16 protein-coding genes are annotated in these 16,923 nt (G+C 64.8%); 6 read left to right on the plus strand and 10 right to left on the minus strand.

What is annotated here, in order from left to right; translation table 11 throughout:
• Positions 1-5: 5 nt before the first annotated feature.
• A complete protein-coding gene (locus HUI96_RS06710) occupies positions 6-671 on the minus strand; it encodes a tetratricopeptide repeat protein (protein ID WP_188253877.1) in 666 nt (221 codons plus the stop codon).
• 217 nt (positions 672-888) lie between these two features.
• Here HUI96_RS06710 and HUI96_RS06715 point away from each other — a divergent pair, with 217 nt between their 5' ends.
• Entirely contained in the window at positions 889-1,884 is a 996-nt protein-coding gene (locus HUI96_RS06715; protein ID WP_188253878.1) for a polysaccharide deacetylase, read from the plus strand.
• A gap of 33 nt (positions 1,885-1,917) precedes the next feature.
• Here HUI96_RS06715 and sbmA read toward each other — a convergent pair whose 3' ends face one another.
• The 3 genes from sbmA to HUI96_RS06730 form a co-directional block, all read right to left on the minus strand.
• Entirely contained in the window at positions 1,918-3,180 is a 1,263-nt protein-coding gene (gene sbmA, locus HUI96_RS06720) for a peptide antibiotic transporter SbmA (protein ID WP_188253879.1), read from the minus strand.
• 145 nt (positions 3,181-3,325) lie between these two features.
• Complete coding sequence (locus tag HUI96_RS06725; RefSeq protein WP_237683997.1) at positions 3,326-4,495, minus strand: YbfB/YjiJ family MFS transporter; 1,170 nt, start codon at positions 4,493-4,495, stop codon at positions 3,326-3,328.
• An 88-nt stretch (positions 4,496-4,583) separates the two neighbouring features.
• On the minus strand, positions 4,584-4,784 hold the full coding sequence (locus tag HUI96_RS06730; RefSeq protein WP_188253880.1) for a hypothetical protein: 201 nt from the start codon (positions 4,782-4,784) through the stop codon (positions 4,584-4,586).
• Between the two features lie 101 nt (positions 4,785-4,885).
• On the opposite strand from HUI96_RS06730, the gene HUI96_RS06735 reads away from it, so the two are divergent.
• From HUI96_RS06735 to HUI96_RS06755, 5 genes are all read left to right on the plus strand, one after another.
• Positions 4,886-5,800 carry a LysR substrate-binding domain-containing protein gene (locus HUI96_RS06735; RefSeq protein WP_188253881.1) on the plus strand — a complete coding sequence of 305 codons (915 nt, stop codon included), beginning with the start codon at positions 4,886-4,888 and terminating at the stop codon, positions 5,798-5,800.
• A 69-nt stretch (positions 5,801-5,869) separates the two neighbouring features.
• Positions 5,870-7,132, plus strand: a complete 1,263-nt coding sequence (locus tag HUI96_RS06740; protein WP_188253882.1) for an aminopeptidase — start codon at positions 5,870-5,872, stop codon at positions 7,130-7,132.
• A 69-nt stretch (positions 7,133-7,201) separates the two neighbouring features.
• On the plus strand, positions 7,202-7,552 hold the full coding sequence (locus HUI96_RS06745; protein ID WP_188253883.1) for an arsenate reductase: 351 nt from the start codon (positions 7,202-7,204) through the stop codon (positions 7,550-7,552).
• A 32-nt stretch (positions 7,553-7,584) separates the two neighbouring features.
• Complete coding sequence (gene pcaD / locus HUI96_RS06750; protein ID WP_188253884.1) at positions 7,585-8,382, plus strand: 3-oxoadipate enol-lactonase; 798 nt, start codon at positions 7,585-7,587, stop codon at positions 8,380-8,382.
• Between the two features lie 187 nt (positions 8,383-8,569).
• Positions 8,570-9,319 carry a helix-turn-helix domain-containing protein gene (locus HUI96_RS06755; RefSeq protein ID WP_188253885.1) on the plus strand — a complete coding sequence of 250 codons (750 nt, stop codon included), beginning with the start codon at positions 8,570-8,572 and terminating at the stop codon, positions 9,317-9,319.
• Positions 9,320-9,430: 111 nt separating this feature from the next.
• On the opposite strand, the gene HUI96_RS06760 is transcribed toward HUI96_RS06755, so the two are convergent.
• From HUI96_RS06760 to glnT, 6 genes are all read right to left on the minus strand, one after another.
• On the minus strand, positions 9,431-10,147 hold the full coding sequence (locus HUI96_RS06760; RefSeq protein WP_188253886.1) for a glutamine amidotransferase-related protein: 717 nt from the start codon (positions 10,145-10,147) through the stop codon (positions 9,431-9,433).
• 79 nt (positions 10,148-10,226) lie between these two features.
• Positions 10,227-10,853, minus strand: a complete 627-nt coding sequence (locus HUI96_RS06765) for a sarcosine oxidase subunit gamma family protein (RefSeq protein WP_188253887.1) — start codon at positions 10,851-10,853, stop codon at positions 10,227-10,229.
• Positions 10,846-13,890, minus strand: a complete 3,045-nt coding sequence (locus HUI96_RS06770) for a sarcosine oxidase subunit alpha family protein (RefSeq protein ID WP_188253888.1) — start codon at positions 13,888-13,890, stop codon at positions 10,846-10,848. Before HUI96_RS06770 ends, HUI96_RS06765 begins: the two co-directional genes overlap by 8 nt.
• Entirely contained in the window at positions 13,883-14,203 is a 321-nt protein-coding gene (locus HUI96_RS06775) for a sarcosine oxidase subunit delta (RefSeq protein WP_188253889.1), read from the minus strand. The genes HUI96_RS06770 and HUI96_RS06775 overlap by 8 nt, the downstream gene beginning before the upstream one ends.
• A 10-nt stretch (positions 14,204-14,213) precedes the next feature.
• Positions 14,214-15,467, minus strand: a complete 1,254-nt coding sequence (locus tag HUI96_RS06780) for a sarcosine oxidase subunit beta family protein (protein ID WP_188253890.1) — start codon at positions 15,465-15,467, stop codon at positions 14,214-14,216.
• 106 nt (positions 15,468-15,573) lie between these two features.
• Complete coding sequence (gene glnT, locus HUI96_RS06785; protein ID WP_188253891.1) at positions 15,574-16,917, minus strand: type III glutamate--ammonia ligase; 1,344 nt, start codon at positions 16,915-16,917, stop codon at positions 15,574-15,576.
• Between the last annotated feature and the right edge of the window lie 6 nt (positions 16,918-16,923).

Here is a 16,923-nt window from a genome sequence, read left to right on the forward strand (position 1 = left end):
GCACCTTACGTCGCGTCGCCCGAGCCGCGGATGAGCTCCGCGACCATCACGGCGCGCTCGCGCAGGTCTCCCGGCGCGGTATCGTCCGAGGCGATCTGATCGAAGAGAGCCAGCGCATCGGTCGCCTTGCCTTCCTTCCAGGCAGACAGGCCCAGCGCCTCGCGCGCCGAATGCCGCAGCGGATTGGTCTCATCAGTGAGGGCCTCGACACGCTTGGCGACATCGTCATAGGAGCCGTGGTCGACCAGGAGATAGCCGGCGCGCAGTTGCGCCATGTCGCGGATCGCCTGCGGGATCGAGTTGTCGGCGGCGACCTTGTCGAATTCGGCGACCGCGCCGGAAAAATCGCCCTTGTCGGCGAGCACGGTCGCTGCACGCATCCTCGCCAACAGCGGGTAGGCGCCGTGGCCGTTCGTCTCAAGCGCCTTCAGGGCGGCGAGCGCCTCGTCGGACTTGCCCTCGTTCGCAAGCGTCAGCGCCTGGGAAAAGTCGTCACCGGAATTGTTGGCCTTCGACGAGATCCAGTAGTCGTAGCCGACCCAGGCGGCCGTACCGAGAACCACCGCCACGGCAACGGCTATCCCCACCGGGCCGTATCGATCCCAGATCTGCCGCGCCTGCTCGTGGCGCAGTTCCTGATTGACCTCGCGAATAAAGCTGTCGTCGGACATGATCCCAAACCATTTGAGCCCGCTTGTAGCGCAAAATCGTGCTCATGGAAGGGGTAGCGGAGCGAATCGGGGGCATCAGGGGAGAAATCCATGGTCAGTTGCCCTGAACCGAATCGTTGCAAGTCGGGCTTATGACTCAATCCGCGAAGGCACTTCCCACACCCGCCACATTCCGGCCATATCGATAGCCCGCCCCGTTGATTGCCCGTGAGTCTTGATGTCCGCGTATTTGCGTCGCGCGCTTGCCGCTCTCGCCTGCTCCGCTTTCCTTGCCCCCGCATCTGCCGAAGAGCCGCCGGCCCGCCCCAAACAGGCGGTGATCATCTCCTTCGACAGCGCCAACGACATCGCGCAATGGCAGCGCAGCCGCAGGCTTGCGGCGCTGACCGGCGCCCGCTTCACTTATTTTCTCTCCTGCGTGTTCCTCCTGTCGCCCGAGACGCGCGCCACCTACCAGGCGCCCGGAATAAGGCCCGGACGCTCGAACATCGGCTTCGCGCCCTCGAAGGAGGACATCGCGGCACGGCTGAATCAGATCTGGCTGGCGCGTTCGGAAGGGCACGAGATCGCCAGTCACGCATGCGGACACTACGACGGCGGTAAATGGTCCAAGGAGGACTGGCTGAAGGAGTTTTCGTCCTTCTCGACCGTGCTCGCGGATGCTTGGCGCACAAGCGGCTTGGCCGGAGAGCCTCGCGACTGGCGGCGCTTCGTGGAGGAGGAGATCTTCGGTTTCCGAGCACCCTATCTGTCGACCGGCAAAGGTCTCAGCGCCGCGCTTTCATCAGCGGGCTATCGCTACGATGCCAGCGGCGTGTCGCGGGGGCCGGTCACGCCGCAGGCGCGCAATGGCGTGACCGAGTTCGCGCTGCCGCAGATCGCGGAGGGCCCGAAGGGGCGCCGGGTCATCGCCATGGACTACAACCTGTTCGTCCGCCATTCCGGCGGTTTCGAGCAGGCTGACGCGAACGGCCAGTTCGAGGAGCGCACCCTGGTGGCCTTCCGCCGAGCCTTTGACGAGCAGTACAACGGCGAGCGCATCCCGCTGCAGCTCGGCTTCCACTTCACGCAGATGAACGGCGGGGCATATTGGCGGGCGCTGGAGCGCTTCGCCCATGAGGTCTGCGTGCGGGCTGATGTCGAATGCATCAGCTATGCCGACTACCTGTCGCGGAGCGAGCCGAGAAAGAGCGCGGACAAGGTCGGCGGCTAGGCGCCGCCGACCTTTTTTCGTCGCGCGAGGCGATCACACCTCGTCTACGACCAATCCCTTGCCGTCGAGGTAGGGCTTCTCGAGCTCGGAGAGCGGCTCGCCCTCGAGCGTCGCCTCGAATGCACGCAGACGCTTGTAGACGGACAGCAGTTCGACGATCGTCGACCACGAGTTCACCAGGAACTGGAACGAGCTCGTCACCTGGCTGAAAGCGTAGGAGATCTGGTTCAGCAGGCCCAGAGTAATGGTGCCCGCGATGATCGAGGGAACCAGCAGCACCAGCGAGAAGATGTTGTTGAGCTGCAGGTAGAGGTAGCGGAACACGTTGAAGTAGACGTAGTGGAAGTAGAGCCGGAAATAGTTACGGCGCACGTTGTCGAAAAGCTCGGCCACCGTAGGCGGCTGCGCGCGATCATCGTGGTCCTCGCCGTAGACGAGTTCCTTGCGGTAGGCCGCTTCGACCCGCTGGTTGCGGAACTGGAGGCCCGGCAGCTTGACGCCGACCAGCGCGAGCAGCGTCGTTCCAAAAGCCGCCCACAGCATCGCTGCAATGACCAGAGGATGCGCGACCGGACCAACCACCGGCAGTTCGGTAACATGGGTGGATAGGCGCAGCAGCACCGGGAAGAAGGCGATCAGGGTCATGATCGAGTCGATGAAGCTGACGCCCAGCCCCTCCATGATGGTGGAGAAGCGCATCGTGTCTTCCTGCACGCGTTGCGAGGCGCCTTCGATGTGCCGGAGACGTTGCCAATGTTCCATGTAGAATTCGTTCATGGCCGTCCGCCACCGGAAGATGTAGTGGCTGACAAAGAATGCGGTGAGCGCGCTCACCGTCACTGCGACCAGCGCAAGCCCTAGGAAGCTGCCGATCTGGGCATAGACCTCCCCGGTCGAGGACTGCACCTGCTTGGAGAGGATGTTCTGGATCAGGTCCCAGAAGGGTCCATACCAGTTGTTGACCGCGACGCTCACCTGCACCTGGAAATAGGTGACGAAGAGGATCACGCCCGAGCCGAGGATCGACCAGACCTGCCAGCGATGTGGGCTGTACCAGGACCAGAACGCATAGAAGAGGAACACGACGGCCCAGAAATAGATGTAGAACCACAGGAAGGGCGGCGACCAGAACACCGAGATGCCGATGATCGGCGGCGCGTCGGCGGGTGCGGGCGGCAGGCCGAAATAGGCGCCGAGGCCTTCTCCGACCGTGAACCAGAAGATGACGGCGACGATGCTCCACAGCAGAGCTGAAAGAAAAAAGAGCTTCGGTCGCGGAAAGAACGAGACGAACACGAGGCGATGTCCTTGCGGGGAGCGCGAGGCTGCGCGGGTTAGTGGGTAGCGTTCCCCTGCATATACGGGAACGGAGCGGCGCATAAATTCACAATCCCGTCGCAAATGGAATGCGGCGGGCAGCCATCTGGCAGGAAATGGACAATTATGGCGATTTTGCCGCGGCCCCGGCCCTTAGGGCAACAAGGGCCGCTGACAGCAGCACCAGCGCGGCGATTGTGGACGCGAGGATATAGTTTCCCGCCCAATCGGCGATGTATCCGGCCGCTATGGGACCAAGGATCTGGCCGAGCCCGAACGCCGCCGTCATAATGGCGAGCGCCCGCCTTGGCGACTGCGGCGCCATCTCACGCCCGGCCTGAAGCCCGAGCAGGGTGATCCCGACAAAGGTGCCGCCGAGCAGAACTCCGCCGAGAAGCGGGCCGACATAACCTCCGAGCGACACGCTGGCAGCGACGCCGACTGCCTCGACCAGACAGCCCACGGCATAGGCGCCCAGCAGGCCGATCCGCCGTGCCAACCAGCTCAAGACGAAGGGCGACGCGATGGCAGCCACGCCCGTGATGAGCCAGACCAGCGCCTCGAACAGCCTGCCCGCCTCGCCGGCCCTGACGATGGCGATCAGGAAGGTTGCGGTGATGACGTAACCGAAACCGAAGAGTCCATAGGAAAGCGTGGTGAGGAGCAGCCCGCGCGATTGCGGCAGTTCGGGCTCGCGTCGATCGCCGGAGCCGGCCGCGGTACCGTCGCGAACCACCACGGCTGCAACGATGAGACCGATCACGGAGAGCGCGGCCGAGCCCAGCCACCCCGCGCGCCAGTCGGCCTGGAACGCGATGAGCGCGGCCATCATCGCCGAGGACGCGGCGATGCCGAGCCCTACGCCGCCGAAATGGATCGCCTGGAGATCGTTGCGCGAGGCCGCGGCGAGATGGCTGAAGACGATGCTGGTGAGAAAGATCATGACGAAGGCGCTGGTCACGCCCGCCAGGAACCGGATGATCATGAATACCGTCAGGCTGGTGGTCACACCCATGGCGGCTGAGAGGACGACATTCGCCACCAGCCCCCAGAGCATGATCGACCGCTCGCGCCCATGCGCCCAGCCGCCTGCCGCTGCAATGGCGCCGACGAGATAGCCGAGGTAGTTGGCCGAGGCGATAAGGCCGGCATCCGCCGGCGAAAGGCCGAGCCCCTCCATCATGCCGGGCAGGATCAGCGTATAGACGAAGCGGCCGATGCCCATCACCGCCGCCATCGCGATCATGCCTGCGATCGCGAGGTAGAGGGGGCGAGTTGGGTTAAGCGCGAGCATTGCCCGCACCTAAGCGTCCTCGCTGCGCTGCACAATACACATGCCTTGGTCCAGCACCTGCGAGCGGATGACTCGGTGATGTGGGGGATCAGGCCGAGGCGGAGCAGACCTGTTCCAGGGTGTTCCGCCAGCGGCGCTCGAAGGGCAAGTCGCCAAGCTCACGCGCCGTCATCTCGGACAGAACGGGGTGGGCGAGAGGGTCCTGACACCAGATCTCACGATTGGCGGCTTCGGCCACCGGTTCGAAAAGCCTGGCCGCGATCGACGAGAGCGTTGAGGAAATCTTCATTTCCTTTTCCCCTGGAGCTATGTTCCTGCTTTCACATCGCGCTTCCTGCAGCCATTCTCAATCAAGAATGCCTGCGAGTTACCTTTAGGAAACCTAAAGCCATGAAGCTCAATGCGGTGCATCTGAACGGCCTACGCGCGGTTGAAGCCACGGCTCGACTCGGCTCGCTGCAGAAGGCGGCCGAAGAGCTCGGCGTCTCGGCCAGCGCCGTCAGCCAGCAGGTCGGCCGGACCGAAGCGCAGATCGGCCAGGCCGTGTTCGAGCGGACGACGTCGGGCTTGCGTCCGACGGTCTTCGGCAGCGAGTTCGTGGCGCGGCTCTCCGCAGGATTCCGCGATCTCGAGGCGGCAGTGGCGCTTGCGGAGCGGGCGAAGGCCTGCGTGCTCGCCGTGTCGGTGGCTCCGGCCTTCGCCTCGAAATGGCTGCTGCCGAGGCTTTCCAGGCATTTCTCGCGGTACCCGGACGTGATCCTGCGCATAGACGCGTCGACGAGGCTGGTCGATCTCGACCGCTCCGAGACCGACGTGGCGATCCGCATGGGCGACGGCAGATGGCCGGGCGTGCGCTCGGATCTGCTGATCGCCCAGGAGATCTTTCCGGTCTGCTCGCCTGAAGTTGCGGCGACGGTTCAGAAACCCGCCGACCTCGCCAGTGCGTCGGTGATCGTCGACGAATACTCGATGTTTTCCTGGGAGCAGTGGTTCCGCGCGGCCGGCGCGGAGCCAGTCGAGATGCGGCCCGGCGCCCGCTTCAGCGACCCGATGCTCTGTCTCGACTCCGCTATCGCGGGGCACGGCGTGACGCTCGCCTGGCAGTTGTTGGCCGCCGATGCGCTTGCCGACGGCCGGCTGGTCGCGCCATTCGGGGTGCGGGCGGTGAGCGGTCTCGGCTATTACATGGTCACGCGCGCCAACGGGCCGGAGCACCGCAAGGTGACGCAGTTCCGCAACTGGATCCACGAGGAGATCGCCGCCACCATCGAGCAGTTCGGACCGGCGATTTGTGCGGGTGGGTGATGTCCTTCCCGGTGGCGCGTTGCGCCGCTAGACCCTATCTTCCAGGCAAATCCATTTCCGGAGCTTCCCATGACCTCTCACCCCGGCACGCTTTCCGCCTCGATCGACCCCGTCAAACTCGACCGCCTGGCTGAGGTCGCCGTCAAAGTCGGCCTGCAGTTGCAGCCCGGGCAGGATCTCGTCCTGACGGCGCCGGTCGCCGCGCTGCCGCTGGTGCGCAGGATCGCCGAACACGCCTACCGGGCTGGCGCGGGGCTGGTGACGCCGTTCTTCGCCGACGAGGAGATCACGCTGTCGCGCTTCCGCGATGCGCGCGACGAGTCCTTCGACCGGGCGCCCGGATGGCTCTATGAGGGCATGGCGAAGGCCTATGAGAATAACGCCGCGCGGCTCGCCATCGTCGGCGAGGACCCGATGCTTCTGTCCGCCCAGGATCCGAACAAGGTGGCGCGCGCCAACAAGGCGAATTCCATTGCCTATCAGCCGGCACTGAAGAAGATCGCCGGCTTCGACATCAACTGGAACATCGTCTCCTATCCCACCTCCTCCTGGGCCAGGCTGGTCTTCCCGGGGGACAGCGAGGACGTGGCGGTCGCAAAGCTCGCGGAAGCGATCTTCGCCGCCTCGCACGCCGACGTAGACGATCCGATCGCCGCCTGGGGCGACCACAACGCGGCACTGCAGCGCCGTACCAGATGGCTGAACCAGCAGCGCTTCCCTGCGCTCCACTTCTCCGGCCCGGGCACCGACCTCACCGTTGGCCTCGCCGACGGGCACGAGTGGGAGGGCGGCGCCTCCATTGCGAAGAACGGCGTCACCTGCAACGCCAACATCCCCTCCGAGGAAGTCTTCACCACGCCCCATGCGATGCGCACCTCTGGTACGGTGGTCAGCACAAAACCGCTCTCCCACCAGGGTACCCTGATCGAGAACATCGCGGTCCGCTTCGAGGAAGGGCGGATCGTGGAAGCGAAGGCCACGCGCGGTGAGGAAGTGCTGAAGAAGGTGCTCGACACCGACGAAGGCGCTCGCAGGCTGGGCGAAGTGGCGCTGGTGCCGAACTCCTCGCCGATCTCGCAGAGCGGGCTGCTCTTCTACAACACCCTCTTCGACGAGAACGCCGCCAGCCACATCGCGCTCGGCCAATGCTATTCGAAATGCTTCATCGACGGAGACAAGCTCACGCCCGAGCAGATCGCGGCGCAGGGCGGCAACAAGAGTTTTATCCACATCGACTGGATGATCGGCTCGGACCAGATCGACGTCGACGGCATCGGTGCGGATGGCTCGAGGGTGCCGGTCATGCGCAAGGGCGAGTGGGTATCGGAGTGACCCTTTCCATGGCCGCCGGCCGGCGGCCTATCACCCTGCCCTTCAGCGATTGACATCGAGAGGAATGCAATGGCCGTTACGATCTACGGCATCAAGACGTGTGACACGATGAAGAAGGCGTTCGCCTGGCTCGATGGTGAGGGCCGGGGCTACCGCTTCCACGACTACCGGGCGGAAGGCATGGACGAGCCGACGCTGCGCGGCTGGGTCAGCCAGGTCGGCTGGGAGAATCTGCTCAACAAGGCGAGCACGACCTTCCGGGAATTGCCTACCTCAGAGAAGTCCGCCCTCGACGGCGAAACAGCCGTCCGGCTGATGCTCGCCAACCCGACCATGATCAAGCGCCCGGTGCTCGACGTCGCCGGACGGCTGACGGTGGGGTTCAAGCCGGAGAGTTACGCGCAGGCGCTGTCCGGATAAGAACCGGCGCGAACGGGCAGGAGGAAGAAGCCATGCAATTCAGACGCATCGGAAGCATTGCCCTGCACTTTCGCCACATACCGGCTCGGGGCGGCAAGCCGCTGATCGCCTTCATCAACTCGCTCGGAACAGATTTCCGCATCTGGGAGGCGGTGAGCGGCCAGTTCGCCGACCATCCCGTGCTGCTCTATGACAAGCGCGGGCATGGCCTGTCGGACATCGGGCACCCGCCGTACTTGATCGAGGACCATGTGGACGATCTCTGCGGGCTGGTTGACCATATCGGCGCGAGCGAGGTCGTGCTCTGCGGCGTTTCGGTCGGCGGCTTGATCGCGCAAGGTTTTGCCGCGAGGCGGCCGGAAGCGGTTCGCGCGCTCATCCTCTGCGACACGGCGCACAAGATCGGGACGGCGGAATTCTGGGACACCCGAATATCTGCGGTGCACGACCACGGCATCGAGGCGATTGCGGACAGCGTGCTGGAGCGCTGGTTCACGCCGCCGCTGCGGGCCGATGCGGCACGGCTCTCGGGCTACCGCAACATGCTGATCCGCCAGCCCGTCGAGGGCTACGCCGGAACCTGTGCGGCGGTCCGTGATGCGGACTACACGGAGGCTGCCCGCCGAATCACGGCGCCTGCGCTCTGCCTAGTCGGCGACCAGGACGGCTCGACCCCGCCCGACCTCGTCCGCTCACTCGCGGCACTGATCCCGAATTCCCGCTTCGAGATCATCGCCGGGGCCGGCCATATCCCGAGCATCGAACAGCCCGCGGCCTTGACCGAACTAATCCGGGAGTTCCTTGCCGGCATCGGGAAGGCAGGAGCGTGACGGAGGTGTGACGCCGGGAATTGTTGCCGAAACAGTGTCGCCCAGTCCGAAATCGATGACATCAAACCGAGAATGGTCACAGCGCGAAGCGAGGAGGCGCTCCTAGAACTGCAATTTCATTTCGCGTGCCTAAGCCTTGAGCAACGTCACGAAAAATGTTTACCTTTAGGAAACTGGAAAGCGCGACATGGCTGCAGAGGCTGCAGGGAAGGACGATCGCAGCGAGGCCGAGGCGCCGATAAAGGCCTCAGGTCCGGGAAGCAAGGCTGCCGTCGCGCTCCAATCCGCCGCCCCATTGGCGCGCGTGGCGCCGCTCAAGCAGGACCCGCACGCGACCCGGGACACCCGCGAAAAAGTGCTGGAGGTGGCCATCGGCCACGAGGTGCGGTTTTTCCGCAAGAAGCTCGGCATCACTGTCGCGGACCTGGCTGCGGCCACCAACCTGTCGGTCGGCATGCTGTCGAAGATCGAGAACGGCGTAACCTCCCCCTCGCTTACGACGCTACAGGCGCTTTCCCGAGCGCTTGGGGTGCCGCTCAGTGCCTTCTTCCGGCGCTTTGAGGAGGAGCGGAAGGCGGTCTTCGTGAAGGCCGGCGAGGGCGTCGACGTCGAACGGCGCGGCACGCGTGCCGGCCACCAGTACAATCTGCTCGGCTATATCGGTTCGAACACGGCCGGCGTGGTCGTGGAGCCTTACCTCATCTCGCTCAGCGGCGATTCCGACGTGTTTCCGACCTTCCAGCATGATGGCATGGAGTTCCTCTACATGCTGGAGGGCGAGGTTGTTTACCGCCACAGCGGCAATCACTACCGAATGCTGCCGGGCGACAGCCTGTTCTTCGACGCGGATGCCCCGCACGGCCCGGTCGAACTGACCAAGCTGCCAATCCGATATCTCTCGATCATCTCCTACCGCCAGGGCAACGGGAACGAGTAGCAGAGCTCGTGTCGTCGAAGCGCCGCGTGGCCGGAACGGCTTTGGCGAGGGGCGATTGACTATGAGGCGGCAAGTCCGTGTCGAACACTCGTTCCGGCCTTCAGGCCTTAGTCACAGCCGCCCGCCATCCTTTCCGAATAGCTTCGCGAGAAAGGCGTAGAACCACTCGGCCTGCGTGGCGTCGTGCACTATCATCAGTCGGTCCTGCTCTTCCCGGCTCTGGGCGCCTGGCTTGCCGTAGTAGCCCGACGACGCGCTCTGCCAGCGGCGAAACCCCTCGATCGTCACTTCGGCATGGAATTGGAGGCCATAGACTTTCTCGCCATATCGAAAGGCCTGATTGGGGAACAAATCGCTGGACGCAAGCCTCTGCGCGCCTTCGGGTATCCCAAACATGTGGAAGTGCGATTGCGTGACCACCAATGGGCTGAGCAGGAAGTCAGTCGCCCGCTCGTCTGGATAAATCGTGTAGTAGCCGAACTCGTGAGGTGTCCCCGGACCGGGACCAACCTTGGCACCGAGATGATAGGCGATCTGCTGGGCGCCTTGGCAGATGCCGAGTAGCGGCACGTCCGCTTTGAGACAGGCTTCGATCCAACGGTATTCCTCCAGCAGAAATGGATGGAGGTCGATGTCGAAGACGTTGTATTTCCCGCCATAGACGACGGTTCCGGCGAGGCTCTCGTCCGGCTCGCCGAGCAGGTCCCCCGCAAAAGGCTTGCGAATTACAGGCTCGAAGCCGCTCGACACGAGGAAGCTGTGGACACGGTCATCCGGCGGATCGTCGCCATGGCGAACCAAGACGACACGCCTGCTCTTCTTGTCCAATGGGATACCTCCTCCTGCCCCCCGTCCGAAAGCTCGCGGGGCACGACAAGAAATCAGCAAACTGGGAGAGAGTACAGACCTATGCCGCGTATCCGAGCTCGGCACCGTATTCGGCTGCCGATTCGGTAATCAGATGCCAGATGCTGTCCGCGAAGCTGGTGAAGACCAGCAGGTTGTAGAGCGGGCTTCCGCCGTCGGCGTTCGGGGCGCGCCACAGGGTTACGGCGCTGTGATCGACAGAGGTCGCGGCCGCCGCGCCAACCGGAAATACCGAATCGTGCAGGTCGAGCGAACAGAACTTCGCCAAGGTATCGCGCACGCGCGGCCCTGAGAGGCTGATCATGCAGCGGCCATCCGACTGATCGGTCATGGAGGCGATCCCAGCAAATGCCTGCTTCAGCGGCTCAACGGGATCTTGGACGCTACTTCCCTTCGAGAGCACGAAGAACTGATCGGGGCCGGAGCCAACCAGCGTGACATCCTGGCCGAACACGGCCTTGGGCCCACCCGGCGCATCGATGCCCCAGAGTTGCTGCGCAACCCGTGCGGTCTCCGCCCAGGTCCCTCGCCGCGCCATCACCTGGACGAGAGCAAAATCGCGGATCTCGGTAAGCGTCACACCAGCCGCTCCCGCCCGCGCACCGGCACGGCCGGGCTCGACGGCATGGGCCAGCGGCGAACGGCTTTTCCAGGCAAACTCAGCCACGCTGACGTACTCCCTCGGGATCGTAGAAGACCGGGCTGGTGATTTCGGCAAGGATGTCGCCGGCCCGCAGCGGGTCGTGAATGGTCACGATCTCGCCGTGCCGCTCGCGCCCACGCTCGACCAGGGCCAGACCGATCCACTGCTTCAGCATCGGTGAGTAGCAGACCGAGGTGACGTAGCCCTGGTCTGTCGTTGGACCCGGCACCGCGCCCTTCGGGATGATGTGAGCGCCGCCGCGCAGGCGCGCGGCAGTATCGACGGGCTTGAGGCCGACGACCACCTGCCGGTTCAGCGCGGTAAGCGCCTCGCGGCCGGCCATGACGCGGCCGATATAGTCCTTCTTCTTCGACATCATCTTGCCGAGGCCGAGGTCGGCCGCCGTCGTGGTGCCGTTGAGCTCGGGGCCTGCGACATGGCCCTTCTCGATGCGCATTACGCCTAGCGCCTCGGTGCCGTAGGGCGTCACGCCGAAGGGCTCGCCGGCAACCATCAGGTTCCGCGCAAGCGCGTCGCCGTAGCGCGCCGGCACGCCGATCTCGAAGGCGATCTCGCCGGAGAAGGAGATGCGGTAGAGCCGCGCCCGCATGCCGCCGCGCAGAGTGACATCACGCACCCCCATGAAGGGGAAGCCCTCGTTCGATAGGTCCTCAGAAGGATCCACGATGGCCTTGAGCAGATCGCGGGTCTTCGGCCCGGCGATCGAGAATTGCGACCACTGATCGGTGACCGAGGTGAGTTGCACATCGAGCTCCGGCCACAGCACCTGCCGGCAGAACTCGAGATGCTGCATCACCGGGCCGGCCTTGGCCGTCGTGGTGGTGAGGAGATAATGATCCTCCGCCAGCCGCGAGGTGGTGCCGTCGTCCATGACGATGCCGTCCTCGCGCAGCATCAGCCCGTAGCGGGCCTTGCCAATGCCGAGGTTGGAGAACGTGTTGATGTAGACGCGGTCGAGGAAGGTACCGGCGTCCTTGCCCTGCACATCGATTTTGCCGAGCGTGGAGACATCGCAGAAGCCGACGCCGTTGCGCACGGCCAGCACTTCGCGGGTGACCGACTGCAGCCAGTCCGTCTCGCCCGCGATCGGGTACCATTGAGCGCGCTTCCACAGCCCGGTGTCGACGAACACGGCGCCGCGCTCGGCCGCCCAATGATGCGACGGGGTCAGGCGAGCGGCATGGAAGTGCTCGTCGCGGTTCGGCCCGGCAAATGCGCCGATGGCGACCGGCGACGCCGGCGGACGATAAATGGTCGTTCCGGTGTCGGAGATGCTGCGGCCGGTTGCCTCCGCCATGATGGCAAGGCCGTTGACGTTGGAAAGCTTACCCTGGTCGGTCGCCATGCCGAGCGTGGTGTAGCGCTTCAGGTGCTCGACGGACTCAAAACCCTCACGCTGCGCGAGCAGCACGTCAGATGCCGAAACGTCGTGCTGGAAGTCGACGAAGGACTTCCCCTTGCCCTTCACATGCCAGAGCGGATGGATCGAGAATTTCTCGTCTGTCGCCGTGGCCGCCCGGCCGGCGCTGGCCGAAGCACCACAATCGGCAGCGGCACGGGTTCCCGCTTCATGGCCCGCCTCCAGGCATATCCCGAGCGAGAAGTCGCCATTGGCGGAGCCCACCAGCACCATGCCCGGCGGGCATTGTCCCGGCACGAAGGCGGCGATGTCGTCGCGCCAGACCGGGCGGCCGCGATGGTATGACGAAAGCCCGACCGAGGGGTTCCACCCGCCGGACATCGCGAGGCAATCGGCGGCGATCTCGCGCGTGCCGTCGCCCGCCACGGAGACCTGCACCCCGGACACGCCGTCGACGCCGCCCTTCACACCGGTGACGACGCCGCGCAGGACATTGGCTCCAGCGCCGCCGGCACGACCGCGGATGGCCGTCGGTTCGCGCGGATCGATCACGGCGACGACTTCGCCACCAGCGCGGCGGATGGCTTCCACGGTGCGCCAGCCATCGTCGTTGTTGGTGAAGACAGCGACGCGCCGCCCGGGAAGCGCGGCGAAGCGGTTGACATAGGTCCTGACCGCCGAGGCCATCATCACGCCCGGCCTGTCATTGCCCGGGAACACGAGCGGGCGCTCGTGCGCTCCGGCCGCAACGATGGCGCGCTTGGCGATGATGCGCCAAAGGCGCTGCCGCGGCTGGTGCTCGGGCGGAACTGGGACGTTGTCGTTGACCCGCTCCAGCGCGCCAAAGGTACCGCCGTCATAGACACCGAACGTCACCGTGCGCCGCATGATGCGGACGTCCGGCAGGCTCTCCAGTTCGGCGACCGCGCGGGCCAGCCAGTCGGACGCCGGGGCGCCATCGATCTCGCCGCCGTCGGCCAGCAGGCGGCCGCCAAGCGCACTGTCTTCCTCGCAGAGGATGACGCGCGCGCCGGCGCGACCGGCGGCCAGCGCCGCGGAGAGGCCCGCCGGGCCGCTGCCCACGACCAGCACGTCGCAATGCGTCCAAGCCCTTTCGTAGTGATCCGGATCCGGTGCGCCGCTCGCCTTTCCAAGCCCTGCAGCACGCCGGATCGCCGGCTCGTAGAGCTTCTCCCAAAGCTTCGCCGGCCACATGAAAGTCTTGTAGTAGAAGCCGGCGACGAAGATCGGCGAGGCCAGCGAGTTCACCGCCATGAAATCATGGCGCAATGACGGCCAGCGGTTCTGGCTGACCGCCTCCAGGCCGTCATAGAGTTCGGCCATTGTGGCGCGCGTGTTCGGCTCCCGCCGCGCGCCGCCGCGCAGTTCGACCAGCGCGTTCGGCTCCTCCGCGCCGGCGGTAAGAATGCCGCGCGGACGATGGTACTTGAACGAGCGGCCGACCAGCTTGACGCCGTTGGCGACCAGCGCCGAGGCCAGCGTGTCGCCGGCGAAGCCGGTCATCGCCTTGCCGTCGAAGGTGAAGGAAAGCGGCTTCGTGCGATCGATCAAGCCGCCGGAGGAAATGCGATGCGTCTGCGAAGCCGCGGCGCTCGCGGATGCGCCCGAAGCCGAAGCGTCGACGCGCTCGAGCCTGCCGGAATGGACGGCGTCAGCCATTGGCGCGCTCCTGATTTGGGTGTCCCGTCCGGGCCCCTGCCCCCGCAGCGATCTCCACCGATTTGATCTCGTGGCTCACTGTGTTGCGCCGCACCACCAGCCAGGAGCGGCAGCCGCCGCCATGGTACCAGTGCTCCGACATCTCGCCGGCCACGTTGTCGCGCAGATAGACGTAGTCATAGAAGACGTCCTCGGCGTCCGGGGCCACGCCGCCGTCCGCCGCGATCACCGCCGGCCGCTTCGGGGAGGCGTCGCCAAGGTAGGAAAATTCGCCAAGCTCGCGCTCGCCGCAATACGGGCAGGATATGCGCATCGCCGTACTCTCAGTGCAGGTTCGGTTGGGCGCCCTGGCCCTTTTCGTCGATCATGTAGCCGCGGCGGAACCGGTCGAGGCGGAACAGTTTTGCTTCCTCGTGCGGTTCGTCGCGGGCCAGTAGGTGGGCGAAGACGAGGCCGGATCCCGGGGTCGCCTTGAAGCCGCCGTAGCACCAGCCGGCATTGATGTAGAGGCCATCCACGGGCGTGCGGTCGATGATCGGCGTGCCGTCCATCGACATGTCCATGATGCCGCCCCACTGGCGCAGCAGGCGGACGCGGCCGATCATCGGCATGATCGCCATGCCGCCCTCGCAGACATCCTCCATGACCGGCATGTTGCCGCGCTGGGCATAGGAATTGTAGCCGTCAAGGTCGCCGCCGAAGACCAAGCCGCCCTTGTCGGACTGGCTGACGTAGAAGTGGCCGGCGCCGAAGGTGATCACGCCAGGGATAAGCGGCTTGATCGCCTCGGAGACGAAGGCCTGCAGCACATGGCTCTCGAGCGGTAGCCGCAAGCCGGCCATCGCGGCGACCCGGGAGCTGTTGCCGGCGACCGCCATGCCGACCTTGCCGGCGCCGATGGTGCCGCGCGAAGTCTCGACGCCAGTAACCCGGCCGTTCTCGTCGCGCGTGAAGCCGGTCACTTCGCAGTTCTGGATGATGTCGACGCCCATCGAATCGGCGGCGCGGGCGTAGCCCCAGACCACCGCGTCGTGGCGCGCCGTGCCGGCCCGCCGCTGCAGCAGCCCTCCCTGGATCGGGAAGCGTGCGTTGTCATAGTTGAGGAACGGCAGCACCTTGCGGATCTGCACGCTGTCCAGAAGCTCCGCGTCGATGCCGTTGATGCGCATCGTATTGCCGCGGCGGGCAAAGGCGTCGCGCTGCGCGTCGGAGTGGTAGAGGTTGATGATGCCGCGCTGGCTCACCATCGCGTTGTAGTTGAGATCCTGCTCCATGCGCTCCCACAGCTTCATGGAGAGCTCGTAGAAGCCGGTATTGCCGGGTAGGCCGTAATTGGAGCGGATGATGGTGGTGTTGCGGCCGGCATTGCCGGAGCCGATCCACCCCTTCTCGAGCACCGCGACGTTGCGGACGCGGTACTCCTTGGCGAGGAAGTAGGCAGTGGCGAGCCCGTGGCCGCCGCCGCCGATCACCACCACGTCGTAGTGCTTCTTGGGAGCCGGGTCCCGCCAGGCGCGGGTCCAGCCCCTGTGGCCAGAGAGTGCTTCTCTGGCGAGCGAGAAAATCGAGTAGTGCATCACATTTATGTTCCGCTGCGCGGCTCGCTATACCGATTTTCAAAGCGAGCGCAAACCAAACGCGGCGGGTTATTTCATTCGCCCTGCCGCGCCTTTCTGCCCGCTGTCAGCAATCCAGGGTGTGGTCCAGTTCCCACTGCGTCAGATGCGAGACATAGGAATTCCATTCCGCCGTCTTCATCTTGACGAAGCCGTTGACCAACTCCTCACCCAGGGCAGCCTTGAACTCCTTGTCCTCGTCGAGAAGCCGCAAGGCATCGAGCAGGTTCAACGGCAGCCGCGGGGCATCCTTGATGGTATGTCCTTCGGTATACATGTTGATGTCGCTGCGCGGACCGGGATCGAGCTTCTCCTTCAGACCTTTCAACCCCGCTGCCAGGATGACCGCCTGCATCAGGTAGGGATTGGCCGCGCCATCGGGCAGCCGCAACTCGAACCGGCCGGGACCGGGCACCCGCACCATGTGCGTGCGGTTGTTGCCGGTCCAGGTCACCGCATTCGGCGCCCAGGTGGCACCCGACAGCGTGCGCGGCGCATTGATGCGCTTGTAGGAATTGACCGTGGGGCAGATGATCGCCGTCATCGTGGCCGCGTACTTCATGATGCCGCCAAGGAAGTGCATGCCCTTCTGCGACAGGCCATCCGGCGAGTTGTCATCGGCGAAGACGTTCGTCTTGCCCGCAAGATCCCATGCGGAGATATGCGCATGGCAGCCGTTGCCGGTCAGGTTGGGGAACGGCTTGGGCATGAACGTCGCGCGGAAGCCGTACTTCTCGGCCAGCGACTTGATCATGAACTTGAAGAACGAGTACTTGTCCGCGGACACGAGCACGTCGTCATATTTCCAGTTCATCTCGAACTGGCCATTGGCGTCCTCGTGATCGTTTTGATACGGCTCCCAGCCGAGATTGAGCATGGCGTCGCTGGCCTCGCGAATGAGGTCGAAGCGGCGCATCAGCGCCTGCTGGTCGTAGCAGGGCTTCTTGGAGTTATCGTGCTCGTCCGACAGCGACTTGCCGTCGAAGGAGACGAAGGAGAACTCCGGCTCCACACCGGTCTTCACCCGGATGCCCAAGGCGGCGGCTTCGTCCACCAGCCGCTTGAGGGTATTGCGCGGTGCCTGGTCGACGCTCTTGCCGTCCATCACGCAGTAGGACGCTACCCACGCGACCTCCGGTTTCCACGGCAACTGGATGGCCGAAGACGGATCCGGCACGGCCAGCATGTCGGAATGCGCCGGGGTCATGTCCATGCCCCCGGCAAATCCGGCAAAACCAGCGCCGTCCTTTTGCATGTCCGCTATCGCCTGGGCGGGAACCAGCTTCGCGCGCTGGCTTCCGAGCAGGTCGGTGTAGGAGATCATGAAGTACTTGACGTTCCTCTCCCTGGCGAATTCGGCGAGGTCAGTCGGTTTTGAATGATCGAGTTTTGTATCGAAAGCCGTTCCCATTTAATT

This window comes from Pseudaminobacter soli (ex Zhang et al. 2022) (assembly GCF_014595955.1).
Lineage (GTDB): Bacteria > Pseudomonadota > Alphaproteobacteria > Rhizobiales > Rhizobiaceae > Kumtagia > Kumtagia pseudosoli.

Coding starts and splice junctions, on each gene's coding strand:
- HUI96_RS06740 (WP_188253882.1), top strand. CDS start 5,870: ATGACCTCTCACCCCGGCACGCTTTCCGCCTCGATCGACCCCGTCAAA.
- HUI96_RS06715 (WP_188253878.1), top strand. CDS start 889: ATGTCCGCGTATTTGCGTCGCGCGCTTGCCGCTCTCGCCTGCTCCGCT.
- glnT (WP_188253891.1), bottom strand. CDS start 16,917: ATGGGAACGGCTTTCGATACAAAACTCGATCATTCAAAACCGACTGAC.
- HUI96_RS06770 (WP_188253888.1), bottom strand. CDS start 13,890: ATGGCTGACGCCGTCCATTCCGGCAGGCTCGAGCGCGTCGACGCTTCG.
- HUI96_RS06710 (WP_188253877.1), bottom strand. CDS start 671: ATGTCCGACGACAGCTTTATTCGCGAGGTCAATCAGGAACTGCGCCAC.
- pcaD (WP_188253884.1), top strand. CDS start 7,585: ATGCAATTCAGACGCATCGGAAGCATTGCCCTGCACTTTCGCCACATA.
- HUI96_RS06745 (WP_188253883.1), top strand. CDS start 7,202: ATGGCCGTTACGATCTACGGCATCAAGACGTGTGACACGATGAAGAAG.
- HUI96_RS06735 (WP_188253881.1), top strand. CDS start 4,886: ATGAAGCTCAATGCGGTGCATCTGAACGGCCTACGCGCGGTTGAAGCC.
- HUI96_RS06730 (WP_188253880.1), bottom strand. CDS start 4,784: ATGAAGATTTCCTCAACGCTCTCGTCGATCGCGGCCAGGCTTTTCGAA.
- HUI96_RS06780 (WP_188253890.1), bottom strand. CDS start 15,467: ATGCACTACTCGATTTTCTCGCTCGCCAGAGAAGCACTCTCTGGCCAC.
- HUI96_RS06775 (WP_188253889.1), bottom strand. CDS start 14,203: ATGCGCATATCCTGCCCGTATTGCGGCGAGCGCGAGCTTGGCGAATTT.
- HUI96_RS06755 (WP_188253885.1), top strand. CDS start 8,570: ATGGCTGCAGAGGCTGCAGGGAAGGACGATCGCAGCGAGGCCGAGGCG.
- HUI96_RS06725 (WP_237683997.1), bottom strand. CDS start 4,495: ATGCTCGCGCTTAACCCAACTCGCCCCCTCTACCTCGCGATCGCAGGC.